The sequence below is a fragment of the Pseudomonas sp. AAC genome, from assembly GCF_000725445.1.
In the GTDB taxonomy this organism is placed as follows: Bacteria; Pseudomonadota; Gammaproteobacteria; order Pseudomonadales; family Pseudomonadaceae; genus Pseudomonas; species Pseudomonas citronellolis.
Window position 1 is genome coordinate 240,614 of the sequence record NZ_KL647101.1, and the last position, 13,759, is coordinate 254,372.

Genomic DNA, 13,759 nt, shown 5'->3' on the forward strand with positions numbered 1-13,759 from the left:
CGGACTCCGTCCGCGATGGCCCTGGCCGGCGCAATCGCGGATGAATCCTACGGTTCCAGGAAGCACGGCTTTTCGTAGGATGGCGTTGAGCGAAGCGATACCCATCAGCGCAACCGCATGGGTTTCGCGAAACCCATCCTACGAAGAGCACCTCGGCGCAAGACAGTCGCTCCTACGTTGCAGGCGAGCACCTCGGCAGCTGCTCGCCGTAGGATGGGTCGAGCGAAGCGATACCCATCGCCATCGTTCGCGAAAGCTTTGCGCCCCCAGCGTCTAGACTCTCCCGGATTACCGCGCAGGAGCACGCCATGAGCACCAACGCCGATCCGAACACCCGCCCCGACTACGACGGCGTCCTGCAGCAGATCGCCGACTACGTCCTGACCTACCGCGTCGACTCCGCCGAAGCACGCGACACCGCGCGGCTGTGCCTGATGGACAGCCTGGCCTGCGCCCTGCTGGCCCTGCGCTTCCCCGAATGCACCAAGCTGCTCGGCCCGCAGGTGGAAGGCACCGTGGTGCCCCACGGTTCGCGGGTGCCGGGCACGCGCTTCTGCCTCGATCCGGTCAAGGCCGCCTGGGACATTGGCGCGCTGGTGCGCTGGCTGGACTACAACGACACCTGGCTGGCCGCCGAATGGGGCCACCCGTCGGATAACCTCGGCGCCATCCTCGGCCTCGCCGACCACCTGGCGCAGCGCGCCCAGGCCAACGGCGAACCGCCGCTGAGCATGGGCGACGTGCTGGAGTCGATGGTCCTGGCCCACGAGATCCAGGGCGTGTTCGCCCTGGAGAACGCCTTCAACCGCGTCGGCCTGGACCACGTGTTCCTAGTCAAGCTCGCCTCCACGGCGGTGAGCGCACGGCTGCTCGGCGCCGACCGCGAGCAACTGCTCTCCGCCCTCTCCCACGCCTGCGTCGACGGCCAGGCGCTGCGCACCTACCGCCACGCGCCCAACGCCGGCTCGCGCAAGTCCTGGGCCGCCGGCGACGCCAGCAGCCGCGGCCTGCGCCTGGCGGACATCGCCCGGCGCGGCGAGATGGGCATCCCCGGCGTGCTGAGCGCGCCGCAATGGGGCTTCTACGACGTATTGTTCAGCCACACCAACAAGGACCTGGCGCTCAAGCCCGACGACCAGCGCCGCTTCCGCCTGCCGCAGCCCTTCGCCAGCTACGTGATGGAGAACGTGCTGTTCAAGATCAGCTTCCCCGCCGAGTTCCACGCGCAGACCGCCGTGGAAGCCGCGGTGCAGCTGCACCCGCTGGTGCGCAACCGCATCAGCGAGATCACCCGCATCGTCATCGACACCCAGGAATCGGCGATCCGCATCATCTCCAAGACCGGCCCCCTGGCCAACGCCGCCGACCGCGACCACTGCATCCAGTACATGGTCGCCGTGCCGCTGATCTACGGCACCCTGGAAGCCGAGCACTACGAAGACGCCTTCCACGCCGCGCACCCGCTGATCGATCGCCTGCGCGACAAGATGGAAGTGGTGGAGGACCCGCGCTACAGCCGCGAATACCTGGAGCCGGGCAAGCGCAGCATCGCCAACGCCGTGCAGGTGTTCTTCAGCGACGGCAGCAGCACGCCGAAGATCGAGGTGGAATACCCGGTGGGCCACCGCCGCCGCCGTGCCGAGGGCATCCCGCTGCTGGAGGCGAAGTTCCGCAACGCCCTGGCCACCCGCTTCGCCCCGCAGCGCTGCGCGCAGATAACCGCGCTGTGCGACGACCCCGCGCAGCTGGAAGCCACGCCGGTGCACCGCTTCATGGATTTGCTGGTGATCTGAAGCGCTTTTGCAGGATGGGTTGAGCCCTGGCGAAACCCATGCGGTCATGGCGATGGGTATCGCTGCGCTACGCCATTCCCTTGTAGGAGCGCGCCCTGCGCGCGAATCGCGGGCAGGGCCCGCTCCTACAGGTTGCCGTGAGGCATGGCATTCTCTCCCCGTAGGAGCGGACCTTGTCCGCGATAGCCGGAACCAACGGCGCGATTCGCGGATGAGATCCGCTCCTACAGGGCGGCCACAACGCTCAAGCCAACAGATCGCCCTGCAACTGCTCCAGCAGCACCTGGATGCGCGCCAGGCGCACCGTGGGGTCGTCCATCTCCAGCAGCACCTGCTTCTGCTCCGGCTCGAAAGGCAGCAGGTAGGCCAGTTGGCAGGCCAGCTCCTGCTGGCCGTGGACCTCGCCGCCCATCTCCAGGGTGGCGACCATCGGGTGCAGCGACAGCGCGCCGAGCAGCGCGGCCAGGTCGTCGTGTTCCTCGGTCAGTGGCTGGTCGGGCTGTTCCTCCAGCCAGGCCACGTCGGCTTCCAGCAGTTGGTCCGGCTGCACCTGCGTATCCAGCACGCGGAAGCGCCGGCCGCCCTCGACGCGGATGCCCAGCAGGCCGTTGGGCAACTGCTGCCAGTCGCGGATCAGCGCCTCGCAGCCGACCTGGCTGAACGCCTGCGGCGCCTCGCCCACTTCGCGGCCTTCGACGATGGACACCACGCCGAAGCCGCCGCCCTGCTTCATGCAGCGGCCGATCATGTCCAGGTAGCGCGCCTCGAAGATCTGCAGGTCCAGGCGGCAACCGGGGAACAGCACGGTGTTGAGGGGGAAGAGCGGCAACTTCATGTGAATCTTCCTGCTTCAGGCGATCAACGCTACCGCCAACGGTAGCAGCACTGCGGTGGCCACGCCCATCAGGCTCATCGCCAGGGCGGCGAAGGCGCCGCATTCCTCGCCCTCCTGCAGGGCTCGGGAGGTGCCCACGGCGTGGGCGGTCATGCCCAGCGCCATGCCCTGGGCGGCCGGGTGGCGCACGCCGATGCGGCGCAGCAGCTCCGGGCCGAGGATGGCGCCGAGCACCCCGGTGATCAGCACGAACACCGCCGCCAGCGCCGCCACGCCGCCGATCTGGCTGGCCACCAGCATGGCGATGGGCGAGGTCACCGACTTCGGCGCCAGGCTCATCAGCAGCTCGCCGCGCAGGCCGAACAGCCAGCCCAGGCCGATGCCGGCCACGGTGGCCAGCACGCCGGCCACCAGCAGGGTGACCAGGGTCGGCCAGAACAGCTGGCGGATGCGCTTGAGGTTGAGGAACAGCGGCACCGCCAGGGCCACGGTGGCTGGGCCGAGCAGCACGGTCAGCACGCTGACCCCGGCGCTGTAGGCCTGGTAGTCGATACCGGTGCCCAGCAGTACCAGGATCACCATGGCCATGGACACCAGCACCGGCTGCAGGAACACCCAGCGCGTGCGCTCGTAGGCCGCCAGGGCCAACTGGTAGGCCGCCAGGGTGATGCCGATGCAGAACAGCGGGTGATGGGTGACCGCCTGCCAGGCGCCTTGCCAGTCAAGCATCGCGGGCCTCCTTGCGGCCGCGCTGGCGGTCGATCAGCTTCTGCATCAGCCAGCCGGCGAACAGGAAGGAGCCCAGCAGCGACAGCGCCAGGGCCCCGGCCAGCGGCCAGAAGTCCGCCAGCAGCTGGCGGCCGTAGACCATCACCCCCACCGCCGGCGGCACCAGCAGCAGCGGCAGGTAGCGCAGCAGCGAGGAGGCCGCGAGCGTGATCGGCTCGCCCACTTCCCCGCGCGCCAGCAGGAACGCCAACAGCAGCACCAGCCCAATGATGGGGCCGGGGATCATCGGCAGGATGAGAACATTCAGACCGGTGCCCAGCAGTTGGAACAGCACCAGCCAGGTCAGGCCGCGGAGCAGCATGGCAACCTCCTGTGAAAAAGCCCGACATTATGCCCAAGTACGCCCGGCCTATGGCATGGCATTCGCTTCAAGCATAGGTGCGCAGCCGTCATCGACCTGTGCCATGCTGCATCGCACGCAAAAAACAACAACACGCGTTCGCGGAGGAAAACATGCCGTTCGTTCCCGTCAGCACCCTCAAGGACTACATTGGCAAGGACCTGGGCCATTCCGAATGGCTCACCATCGACCAGAACCGCATCAACCAGTTCGCCGAGTGCACCGAGGACCACCAGTTCATCCACGTGGACCCGGAGAAGGCGAAGAAGACCCCGTTCGGCGGTACCATCGCCCACGGTTTCCTCTCCCTGTCGCTGATTCCCAAGCTCTGCGAGGGCCTGCTGGTGCTCCCGGAGAACCCGAAGATGGTGGTCAACTACGGCCTCGACAGCGTGCGCTTCATCCAGCCGGTGCCGGTGGATTCGCGGGTGCGCCTGCAGGTGACCATCCTCGACGTCAGCGAGAAGAACCCCGGCCAGTGGCTGATCAAGGCGCGCTGCACCCTGGAGATCGAGGGCCTGCCCAAGCCGGCCTACATCGCCGAATCGCTGAGCCTGGCCTTCGTCTGACGCCGGCGCCCGGCCCCCTGCAAAAAAGCCCGCGCCCGCGGGCTTTTTTGCGTCACACTGGTGCAAAACCGCCGTGACCGACCTGCCGCATGCGCCTGCACCTTCCCCTCCTCGCCCTGATCCTGGCCCTGTCGGCCTGCGACCAGGGCCCCGCCCAGCCCTCGGCCGACCTGGTGCTGCCCGACGGCGCGCGCTACCACGGCGCCCTCGTCGATGGCCGCCTGCACGGCGAGGGGCGCCTGGAGCACGGCAACGGCGCCTGGTACCGGGGCCGCTTCGCCAAGGGCCTGTTCGACGGCCCGGGCGAATGGCACGGCGCCGACGGCAGCCACTACCAGGGCGGCTTCCGCGCCGGCCTCTACCACGGCCAGGGCCAACTGGACGACGGCCAGGGCAACGAATACACCGGCACCTTCGAGAACGGCCAGCTGCGCGGCAAGGGCAGCTTCAGCGACGCCGACGGCGACCGCTACGAGGGCGGCTTCGAGAACACCGAATTCAGCGGCCAGGGGCGCTTCGTCAACGCCGACGGCGACGTCTGGAGCGGCCAGTTCAGCCAGGGCGCGCTGAACGGCCAGGGCAAGTACGAAGGCCGCGACGGCAGCCGCTACGAAGGCGGTTTCAAGGACTGGCGCTTCGCCGGCGAAGGCGTGCTGACCCAGGCCGACGGCCAGGTCTACCGTGGCCGGTTCGCCGACGGCAAGTTCGCCGGCAAGGGCAGCCTGCGCGGCGCCGACGGGCGCCTGCAGGCCGGCACCTGGAGCAACGGCCTGCTGCGCCGCGACGAACAGGGCCGGCGCCTGCCCAACCCGGTAGAAGTCGGCCTGCTGGAACAGGGCCGCCTGCTCGACCGCGCCCTGGCCGCGCTGCCGCCCTCCACGCCGCAGGTGGAGCTGTACGCCCTGAGCGTGGGCGGCGACGGCAAGCAGAGCGTGTTCCTGCGCGAGGCCGACTACGTCGCCCGCCTGCTCGGCCAGCGCTTCGGCGCGCGTGGCGTGGTCACCCTGGTGAACAACCGCAATCATGCCGACGACCGCCCCATGGCCACCCGCGAGAGCCTGGCGCGGGCGATCCGCGCCCTGGCGCGCAGCAGCGGCCCGGAGGACCTGGTGTTCATCTACCTGACCAGCCACGGCAGCCACGACCACCAGCTGATCCTCGACATGCCCGGCATCCGCCTGGACAACCTGCCCGCCGCCGACCTGGCCGAACTCCTCGCGCCGCTGAAGGAGCGCTACAAGGTGCTGGTGATCTCGGCCTGCTACAGCGGCGGCTTCATCGAACCTCTGAAGGACGACAGGACTCTGATCATGACCGCGGCGCGCAGCGACCGGGTGTCCTTCGGCTGTTCCGAGGAAGCCGACTTCACCTACTTCGGCCAGGCCCTGTTCGCCAACGCCCTGAACGCCACCGACGACCTGCAGCAGGCCTTCCAGCTGGCCAGCAGCGAGGTCGCCCGGCGCGAGACGGCGGACGGCTTCGACGCTTCCGACCCGCAGCTGTGGGCGCCAGCGGCCGTGCTGCAGCGCTGGAACACCTTGCGTGCGGGCCAGGCCAGCCGGGCCCTGAGCGCCGATGCGGGGCACGTGCAGGAAAAACGATAGCCCGGCAACTACGCTTGTAACTGTGTCAGCGGAGAAACCAGGATGTATTCAACACCGACGCATGTCATTCTCGCCGGCGCCACCGGCCTCACCGGCGAACACCTGCTCGACCGCATGCTCAGCGAGCCGACGGTCAAGCGCGTGCTGGCGCCTACGCGCCGGCCACTGGCCGCCCACCCGCGCCTGGAGAACCCCATCGGCCCGCTGGCCGAACTCATCCCCAACCTGGCCGGGCCGGTGGACACGGTGTTCTGCTGCCTGGGCACCACCCTCAAGGAGGCCGGCTCCGAAGCGGCCTTCAAGGCGGTGGACTACGACCTGCCGCTGGCCCTGGGCGAGCACGCGCTCAAGCTCGGCGCGCGGCACTACGTGGTGGTCAGCGCGCTGGGCGCGGACAGCAAGTCCTCGCTGTTCTACAACCGCGTCAAGGGCGAGCTGGAAGAGGCCCTGCAGAAACAGGGCTGGGCGCAACTGACCATCGCCCGCCCGTCCTTGCTACTGGGCCAGCGCGAGGAAATCCGCCTGGCCGAACTGCTCGCCGCGCCCTTCGCCCGCATCCTCCCCGGCAAGCTGCACGGCATCGAAGCCTGCGCCCTGGCCCGCGCCCTCTGGCGCCTGGCCCTGGAGACGGGCAAGGGTGTGCGGTTCGTCGAGTCGGACGAGTTGCGCAGGCTGGGGAAATAGTCCCGACAGCGCCGAGGCGCTCTTCGTAGGATGGGTTGAGCCTTGGCGAAACCCATGCGGCCGTGGCGATGGGTATCGCTTCGCTCAACACCATCCTACGACGGTGTTTCCTGCTGCGCCCTGCGCGCGATTTCGCGGGCAGGGCCCGCTCCTACAGTTCGGCATGAGGCATGGCATTCCCCGTTCGCGGATAAGATCCGCTCCTACGCGACGCCCACCTGCAGGAGCGCAACCTGCGCGCGATTTCGCGGGCAGGGCCCGCTCCTACAGTTCGGCATGAGGCATGGCATTCCCCTGTAGGAGCGGACCTTGTCCGCGATAGCCGGAGGCTCCGGCGCGATTCGCGGATAAGATCCGCTCCTACGCGACGCCCACCTGCAGGAGCGCGCCCTGCGCGCGATTTCGCAGGCAGGGCCCGCTCCTACAGTTCGGCATGAGGCATGGCACTCCCCTGTAGGACCTTGTCCGCGATAGCCGGAGGTTCCGGCGCGATTCGCGGATGAGATCCGCTCCTACGCAACGCCCACCTGTAGGAGCGCGCCCTGCGCGCGATTCGCGGGCAAAGCCCGCGGCGTCAATTCCCGCCCCACACCTGCAGGCCGATCCCCAACTCCGCGGCAATCGACAGCGGCAACAGCACGGTATCCAGCAACGCGCTACCCGGCAGGTCCAGCCGCGGGTATTTCGGCGCCTCGGTGCCGTAATGATCCCGCGGGCAACAACCGCCGTTGATGGAATACCAGTCCAGCCGCGTACCGGCATAGATCAGCGGGGCGCCGGGCTTGTTGGCGTTGAGGGTCTTCACGGTGGCGCAGCCGCCCAGCTGCAGCAGCATCAGGGCGGCGAGGAGCTTATTCGTCACTGACAAGGTGGTGTTCGCCCCAGCGCGGCAGCATGTCCTGGGGGATGCTCAGTTGGTTGAGGATGCGCGCGACCACGAAGTCGATCAGGTCGTCGATGGTCTGCGGTTGATGATAGAAACCCGGCGCCGCCGGCAGGATCACCGCGCCCAGGTTGGACAACTTGAGCATGTTCTCCAGGTGGATGCTGGAGAGCGGCGCCTCGCGCGGCACCAGGATCAGCTGGCGGCGCTCCTTCAGGGCGACGTCGGCGGCGCGCTCGATCAGGTTGTTGCAGGCGCCGCTGGCGATCGCCGACAGCGTGCCGGTGGAACAGGGCACCACCACCATCGAGCCGGGCGCGCCGGAGCCGGAGGCTACCGGGGCCATCCAGTCTTCCTTGCCGTAGACGCGAATCTGCCCCGGCGCGGCGCCGGTGTATTCGCTGAGGAAGGCCTGCATCGCCTGGGGCTTGCCCGGCAGGGTCACGTCGGTCTCGGTGGCCACCACCAGTTGCGCGGCCTTGGAGATCAGGAAGTGCACCTCGCGGTCTTCCTGCACCAGGCAGTCGAGCAGGCGCAGGCCGTACTGCGCGCCGGAGGCGCCGGTCATCGCCAGGGTGACGCGTTCGGCTCCCGCCATCTCAGTCCTCCAGGGCCTTGGCCAGCTTGCCGTGCAGGCCGCCGAAGCCGCCGTTGCTCATGATCACCACCTGGGTGCCCGGCGTGGCCACGGCCTTCACGCCCTCGATGATGGCCTCCAGGGAGTCGCATACCTGGGTCGGCACGGTCGAGCCGGCCACGGTGGCGGCCAGGTCCCAGCCCAGGTTCGGCGGCGCGTACCAGAACACCCGGTCGGCCTGGGTGACGCTGTCCGCCAGGCCGTCGCGGTGGGCACCGAGCTTCATGGAGTTGGAACGCGGCTCGACCACGGCGATCACCGGGGCGTCGCCAACGCGCTTGCGCAGGCCGTCGAGGGTGGTGGCGATGGCGGTCGGGTGGTGGGCGAAGTCGTCATAGAGGGTCACGCCCTTCACTTCGGCGACCTTCTCCATGCGCCGCTTGACGCTCTTGAACGCCGACAGCGCGGCGCAGCCCAGCTCCGGCACCACGCCGACGTGGCGCGCCGCGGCCAGGCAGGCCAGGGCGTTGGCGACGTTGTGCTGGCCGGTCAGCTCCCATTCCACCGTGCCCTGGGCGGCGCCGTCGAACAGCACCTCGAAGCGCGAGCCATCGGCGCTGAGCAGGCGCGCCTGCCACTGGCCGCCCTCGCCGGTGGTCTGCACCGGGGTCCAGCAGCCCATGCCGATCACGCGCTTGAGCGCGCTTTCGTTTTCCGGGTGGATGATCAGGCCTTCGCCGGGGATGGTCCGCACCAGGTGGTGGAACTGCCGCTCGATGGCGGCCAGGTCCGGGAAGATGTCCGCGTGATCGAATTCCAGGTTGTTCAGGATGGCGGTGCGCGGGCGGTAGTGGACGAACTTGGAGCGCTTGTCGAAGAAGGCGCTGTCGTACTCGTCGGCCTCCACCACGAAGAACGGCGTGCCGCCCAGGCGCGCGGAGACGCCGAAGTTCTGCGGCACGCCGCCGATCAGGAAGCCCGGGCTCATGCCGGCGTGTTCCAGAACCCAGGCCAGCATACTGCTGGTGGTGGTCTTGCCGTGGGTGCCGGCGGCGGCCAGCACCCAGCGGCCCTGCAGCACGTGGTCGGCCAGCCACTGCGGGCCGGAAACGTAGGGCAGGCCCTTGTTCAGCACGTACTCTACCGCCGGGTTGCCGCGCGACAGGGCGTTGCCGATCACCACCAGGTCCGGCGCCGGCTCCAGGTGGGCGGGCTCGTAGCCCTGCATCAGCTCGATGCCCTGGGCCTGCAGCTGGGCGCTCATGGGCGGGTAGACGTTGGCGTCGGAACCGGTGACGCGGTGCCCCAGTTCCTTGGCCAGCACGGCCAGCGAGCCCATGAAGGTGCCGCAGATGCCGAGGATGTGGATATGCATGCAGACTCCTGCAATCAAGCTTGGGAAGGCGCTTCGAATGGGCGGCAGATTAGCACAGCGCCGCCTTCTCGCGGCGCGGCCGGGAGCATCAGACGGCGCCATTGGACGGGGGTTCCACGCAAGCCATTGGTGGGCCTGGCGTAGGGCGTATAACCGTTCGCGGTTATCCGCCGATACACCCAATCTTCACCCAAAGCCAAGGTCGAACCTGAAGCCATCCATCTACACAGCCGCCCCCACCGCCAAGGTCGAACCCGGAGCCACCTGGGGCCTGGGTCAAACGGCGTACAACCGCGAACGGTTGTACGCCCTACGGTACGGAGCGGCTCAAACCATGGCGGCGCAGCTTGCGGTACAGAGTGTTGCGGCTGATGCCCAGCTGCTGCGCGGTGCGGCTCATGTGCCAGCGCTGCGCCTCCAGTACCGCCAGCAGCGCGCCGCGCTCGGCGTCGAGCAGGCAGTCGGCGTGCGCCTCCGCTTCGGGCGCGGGCCTGGGTTGCGCGGCGCGGCGGATGTCCACCGGCAGGTCGGCCAGGTGCACGCGGCCGCCCTCGCTGAGCGCCACCAGGGTGCGCAGCACGTTGCGCAGCTGGCGCACGTTGCCCGGCCAGGGATGGTCGAGCAGGACCTGGCGCACGTCCTCGTCGAGCACGATGGACCGGCCCCGGGACTCTTCGGCGAGCAGTTGCGCCAGCAGCTGCGGCCGGTCCTCGCGCTCGCGCAGGGCCGGCAGTTGCAGCACCAGGCCGTTGAGGCGGTAGTAGAGGTCTTCGCGGAAGGTTCCGGCGGCCACCAGCTCCTCCAGGTTGCGGTGGGTGGCGCTGATCAGGCGCAGGTCCACCGGCTGCGCCACGCCGTCGCCCAGGGGCACCACCTGGCGCTCTTCCAGCACCCGCAGCAGGCGCGTCTGCAGGGCCAGGGGCATGTCGCCGATCTCGTCGAGGAACAGGGTGCCGCCATCGGCCTGCAGCAGCTTGCCGCGCATGCCTTCCTTGCGCGCGCCGGTGAAGCTGCCGCCGCGGTAGCCGAACAGCTCGCTCTCGATCAGGCTCTCCGGGATGGCCGCGCAGTTCAGCGCGACGAAGGCCTTGCCGGCGCGCTCGCCGGACTGGTGCACGGCCTTGGCGAAAGCCTCCTTGCCCGAGCCGGTCTCGCCGTGCAGCAGCAGCGGCACGTCGTGGGCATAGACCTTGAGCGCGCGGCGGAAGTCCGCGGCCAGGCGCTCGTCGCCCAGGCACAGCCCCGGCGCGACAGGCGCCGGCCGTGATACGGGAATCGCCAGCGGCCGCGGCTCACCCCGCAGCAGCGCGTGGAACTGGCGCCCGGCGTGGCTGCGCAGCGGCCAGCTGAGGCTGGCCTGGGTGCTGGCGCGGCCGAGCAGCTCGTCCAGGCGGATGTCGAAGCAGTCTTCCACGCTGCGGCCGAGCAGGCCGTCGCGCGGGCGGTCGAGCAGGTTCAGCGCGCCCTGGTTGGCGGCGAGGATGCGCCCGGCGCCGTCGAAGGCCACCAGGCCCTCGCTGAACAGCCCGACGTACTCGGCCTGCAGGTGGAAGCGCAGCAGCCACTGGCCTTCGAAGCGGCGCAGGAAGTAACAGCTCTCGATCATCTTCGCCGAGAGGTTGACCAGGGCCATGGTGTGGAACTGGCTCTGCCGCGACAGGTCGCGGCGCGCCGAGGACACGTCGAGCACCGCCAGCAGTTCGCCGTGGGGGTCGAACACCGGGCTCGCCGAGCAGGTCAGGCCGGTATGCAGGCTGCGGAAATGTTCGTCGCGGTGGATGGTCAGCGCCTGGCGCTCGATGAGGCAGGTGCCGATGCCGTTGGTGCCCTCGCGGGCCTCGCTCCAGTCGGCGCCCAGCCACAGCCCGGCGTGCTCGAAGGTGGCGCGCTCGGCCTCGTCGCAAACGCGGTTGAGGATCACCCCGCGGGCGTCGGTGAGCAGCACCGCGTGGCCGGCGCCGGCGAGCTGCTGGCGCAGGCTGGTCATCTCGCCGCTGGCGATCTCCAGCACCTGCTGCAGGCCTTCGCGGCGCTCCAGCATGCGCCGGTGCTCCAGCACCGTGGGCGGCAGCGTCTGCGCCGGGTCGAGGTGGTATTCCTCCAGGCAGCGCAGCCAGGAACGGGCGATCGACGGATCGGCGGCGGGGCCGCTGGCCGGTTGCTGCCCGCGGGCCACCGTCATGACCTGGCGGGCGTGGCGACTCATGGCGTTCGCACTCATTGTTATGGTTCTCCACGGAAGGGACGGCAGGCAGTCCCGGGGCGACCGTTCCCGCAGCATCGTCCAGCGCGCCGCGCAATGCAATGCCCGCGTGACCTGGCGGTCAGCCGCTGTACCGGATGCGGGACAAACTGTCACCCCGGCCTGTGCCAGCGCTGCCACACCGCCCGTCGGCGCGCGCCCGCCAGCCGACCGCCGGCCCAGCAACCACGCGGTTCGCGCTGGCATGGCCCGGCCCTTGCTCTACGCTTGTCAGACCGCAAACGCGTCCTCCCCAACAAGCACAAGAGCCAGGAGATCCACCATGCGTTACGCCCAACCCGGTAGCCAAGGTGCTGTCGTTTCCTTCAAGTCCCGCTACGGCAACTACATCGGTGGCGAGTTCGTACCGCCGGTCAACGGCCAGTACTTCGTCAACACCTCGCCGGTGAACGGCCAGCCCATCGCCGAGTTCCCCCGCTCCGACGCCGCCGACATCGACAAGGCCCTGGACGCCGCCCATGCCGCCGCCGATGCCTGGGGCCGCACTTCGGTGCAGGAGCGCTCGCTGGTCCTGCTGAAGATCGCCGACCGCATCGAACAGAACCTGGAAGTGCTCGCCGTCACCGAGACCTGGGACAACGGCAAGCCGGTGCGCGAAACCCTCAACGCCGACATCCCGCTGGCCGCCGACCACTTCCGCTACTTCGCCGGCTGCATCCGCGCCCAGGAAGGCTCGGCCGCGGAGATCAACGACAGCACCGTGGCCTACCACATCCACGAGCCGCTGGGCGTGGTCGGGCAGATCATCCCGTGGAACTTCCCGCTGCTGATGGCCGCCTGGAAACTCGCCCCGGCCCTGGCCGCCGGCAACTGCGTGGTGCTCAAGCCGGCCGAGCAGACGCCGCTGGGCATCTGCGTGCTGATGGAAATCATCGGCGACCTGCTGCCGCCGGGCGTGCTCAACGTGGTGCAAGGCTTCGGCAAGGAAGCCGGCGAGGCGCTGGCCACCAGCAAGCGCATCGCCAAGATCGCCTTCACCGGCTCCACCCCGGTGGGCTCGCACATCCTCGAATGCGCGGCGAAGAACATCATCCCCAGCACCGTGGAACTGGGCGGCAAGAGCCCGAACATCTACTTCGAAGACATCATGCAGGCCGAGCCGACCTTCATCGAGAAGGCCGCCGAGGGCCTGGTGCTGGCCTTCTTCAACCAGGGCGAGGTGTGCACCTGCCCGTCCCGCGCCCTGGTGCAGGAATCCATCTACCCGCAGTTCATGGAAGTGGTGATGAAGAAGGTCAAGGCGATCAAGCGCGGCGACCCGCTGGACACCGACACCATGGTCGGCGCCCAGGCCTCGCAGCAGCAGTTCGACAAGATCCTCTCCTACCTCGACATCGCCCAGCAGGAAGGCGCCGAGGTGCTGGTCGGCGGCCAGGTCGAGAAGCTCGAAGGCAGCCTGGCCACCGGCTACTACATCCAGCCGACGCTGCTCAAGGGCAGCAACAAGATGCGCGTGTTCCAGGAAGAAATCTTCGGCCCGGTGGTGGGCGTCACCACCTTCAAGGACGAAGCCGAGGCCCTGGCCATCGCCAACGACACCGAATATGGCCTGGGCGCCGGCGTCTGGACCCGCGACATCAACCGCGCCTACCGCATGGGCCGCGGCATCAAGGCCGGCCGCGTGTGGACCAACTGCTACCACCTGTACCCGGCGCACGCCGCGTTCGGCGGCTACAAGAAATCCGGCGTCGGCCGCGAAACCCACAAGATGATGCTCGACCACTACCAGCAGACCAAGAACCTGCTGGTCAGCTACGACATCAATCCGCTGGGCTTCTTCTGATCCGACCGAGCTTCCGACTCTCTTCCTGCGCGGCCTTCGGGCCGCGCTTTTTTTCGCCTCGAAGAAATAAGCGTTCGCGGTTACTCGCCGTTATCTCCCGCCATGGATGGGAAATTCGCAGTCAACCTGTAGGAGCGGGCCCTGCCCGCGATTCGCGCGCAGGGCGCGCTCCTACATGGGAATGACGCGGGTCGCACAGCATAATCCGCGCCGGAATCTCCGGTTATCGCGGTCAAGATCCTACGTTGCAGGCGTGCGCCGGGA

General features: G+C 68.7%; 12 protein-coding genes. 5 read left to right on the forward strand and 7 right to left on the reverse strand.

Features of this window, described 5'->3' with window-relative positions:
- The first annotated feature begins 308 nt into the window (after nt 1–308).
- Nucleotides 309–1,793 (forward strand): 2-methylcitrate dehydratase, encoded by a 1,485-nt coding sequence (gene prpD / locus FG99_RS26565; protein WP_043273206.1) that lies wholly within the window; start codon nt 309–311, stop codon nt 1,791–1,793.
- 244 nt (nt 1,794–2,037) lie between these two features.
- Here the strand turns inward: prpD and FG99_RS26570 are convergent, their stop codons facing one another.
- The 3 genes from FG99_RS26570 to FG99_RS26580 are packed head-to-tail and all read right to left on the reverse strand — an operon-like array spanning nt 2,038 to nt 3,718.
- Nucleotides 2,038–2,628 (reverse strand): LON peptidase substrate-binding domain-containing protein, encoded by a 591-nt coding sequence (locus FG99_RS26570; protein ID WP_043273207.1) that lies wholly within the window; start codon nt 2,626–2,628, stop codon nt 2,038–2,040.
- A 15-nt stretch (nt 2,629–2,643) separates the two neighbouring features.
- Nucleotides 2,644–3,357, reverse strand: a complete 714-nt coding sequence (locus FG99_RS26575; RefSeq protein WP_043273208.1) for an LrgB family protein — start codon at nt 3,355–3,357, stop codon at nt 2,644–2,646.
- A complete protein-coding gene (locus tag FG99_RS26580) occupies nt 3,350–3,718 on the reverse strand; it encodes a CidA/LrgA family protein (protein WP_009615981.1) in 369 nt (122 codons plus the stop codon). The genes FG99_RS26575 and FG99_RS26580 overlap by 8 nt, the downstream gene beginning before the upstream one ends.
- A gap of 152 nt (nt 3,719–3,870) precedes the next feature.
- Between FG99_RS26580 and FG99_RS26585 the strand changes: the two genes are divergently transcribed.
- The 3 genes from FG99_RS26585 (at nt 3,871) to FG99_RS26595 (ending at nt 6,614) form a co-directional block, all read left to right on the forward strand.
- A complete protein-coding gene (locus tag FG99_RS26585; protein WP_009615980.1) occupies nt 3,871–4,326 on the forward strand; it encodes a MaoC family dehydratase in 456 nt (151 codons plus the stop codon).
- Nucleotides 4,327–4,415: 89 nt separating this feature from the next.
- Entirely contained in the window at nt 4,416–5,930 is a 1,515-nt protein-coding gene (locus FG99_RS26590) for a C13 family peptidase (RefSeq protein ID WP_043273210.1), read from the forward strand.
- Between the two features lie 42 nt (nt 5,931–5,972).
- Complete coding sequence (locus FG99_RS26595; RefSeq protein ID WP_009615978.1) at nt 5,973–6,614, forward strand: oxidoreductase; 642 nt, start codon at nt 5,973–5,975, stop codon at nt 6,612–6,614.
- 574 nt (nt 6,615–7,188) lie between these two features.
- Here the strand turns inward: FG99_RS26595 and FG99_RS26600 are convergent.
- From FG99_RS26600 to FG99_RS26615, 4 genes are all read right to left on the reverse strand, one after another.
- Nucleotides 7,189–7,449 (reverse strand): YceK/YidQ family lipoprotein, encoded by a 261-nt coding sequence (locus FG99_RS26600; protein WP_043273211.1) that lies wholly within the window; start codon nt 7,447–7,449, stop codon nt 7,189–7,191.
- A 16-nt stretch (nt 7,450–7,465) separates the two neighbouring features.
- The gene (ubiX, locus tag FG99_RS26605; RefSeq protein WP_043273212.1) at nt 7,466–8,095 is read right to left on the reverse strand and encodes a flavin prenyltransferase UbiX; all 630 of its coding nucleotides are present in this window, start codon (nt 8,093–8,095) and stop codon (nt 7,466–7,468) included.
- A gap of 1 nt (nt 8,096) precedes the next feature.
- Nucleotides 8,097–9,449 (reverse strand): UDP-N-acetylmuramate:L-alanyl-gamma-D-glutamyl-meso-diaminopimelate ligase, encoded by a 1,353-nt coding sequence (gene mpl / locus FG99_RS26610; RefSeq protein ID WP_043273213.1) that lies wholly within the window; start codon nt 9,447–9,449, stop codon nt 8,097–8,099.
- A gap of 310 nt (nt 9,450–9,759) precedes the next feature.
- A complete protein-coding gene (locus tag FG99_RS26615; RefSeq protein ID WP_043273214.1) occupies nt 9,760–11,670 on the reverse strand; it encodes a sigma-54-dependent Fis family transcriptional regulator in 1,911 nt (636 codons plus the stop codon).
- Nucleotides 11,671–11,974: 304 nt separating this feature from the next.
- Between FG99_RS26615 and FG99_RS26620 the strand changes: the two genes are divergently transcribed.
- A complete protein-coding gene (locus tag FG99_RS26620) occupies nt 11,975–13,495 on the forward strand; it encodes an acetaldehyde dehydrogenase ExaC (RefSeq protein WP_009615972.1) in 1,521 nt (506 codons plus the stop codon).
- The last annotated feature ends 264 nt before the right edge of the window (nt 13,496–13,759 follow it).

Bases quoted from the DNA above. Each gene is read 5' to 3' on its own strand.
- prpD (WP_043273206.1), top strand. From the start codon at position 309: ATGAGCACCAACGCCGATCCGAACACCCGCCCCGACTACGACGGCGTC.
- FG99_RS26570 (WP_043273207.1), bottom strand. From the start codon at position 2,628: ATGAAGTTGCCGCTCTTCCCCCTCAACACCGTGCTGTTCCCCGGTTGC.
- FG99_RS26575 (WP_043273208.1), bottom strand. From the start codon at position 3,357: ATGCTTGACTGGCAAGGCGCCTGGCAGGCGGTCACCCATCACCCGCTG.
- FG99_RS26580 (WP_009615981.1), bottom strand. From the start codon at position 3,718: ATGCTGCTCCGCGGCCTGACCTGGCTGGTGCTGTTCCAACTGCTGGGC.
- FG99_RS26585 (WP_009615980.1), top strand. From the start codon at position 3,871: ATGCCGTTCGTTCCCGTCAGCACCCTCAAGGACTACATTGGCAAGGAC.
- FG99_RS26590 (WP_043273210.1), top strand. From the start codon at position 4,416: ATGCGCCTGCACCTTCCCCTCCTCGCCCTGATCCTGGCCCTGTCGGCC.
- FG99_RS26595 (WP_009615978.1), top strand. From the start codon at position 5,973: ATGTATTCAACACCGACGCATGTCATTCTCGCCGGCGCCACCGGCCTC.
- FG99_RS26600 (WP_043273211.1), bottom strand. From the start codon at position 7,449: ATGCTGCTGCAGCTGGGCGGCTGCGCCACCGTGAAGACCCTCAACGCC.
- ubiX (WP_043273212.1), bottom strand. From the start codon at position 8,095: ATGGCGGGAGCCGAACGCGTCACCCTGGCGATGACCGGCGCCTCCGGC.
- mpl (WP_043273213.1), bottom strand. From the start codon at position 9,449: ATGCATATCCACATCCTCGGCATCTGCGGCACCTTCATGGGCTCGCTG.
- FG99_RS26615 (WP_043273214.1), bottom strand. From the start codon at position 11,670: ATGAGTGCGAACGCCATGAGTCGCCACGCCCGCCAGGTCATGACGGTG.
- FG99_RS26620 (WP_009615972.1), top strand. From the start codon at position 11,975: ATGCGTTACGCCCAACCCGGTAGCCAAGGTGCTGTCGTTTCCTTCAAG.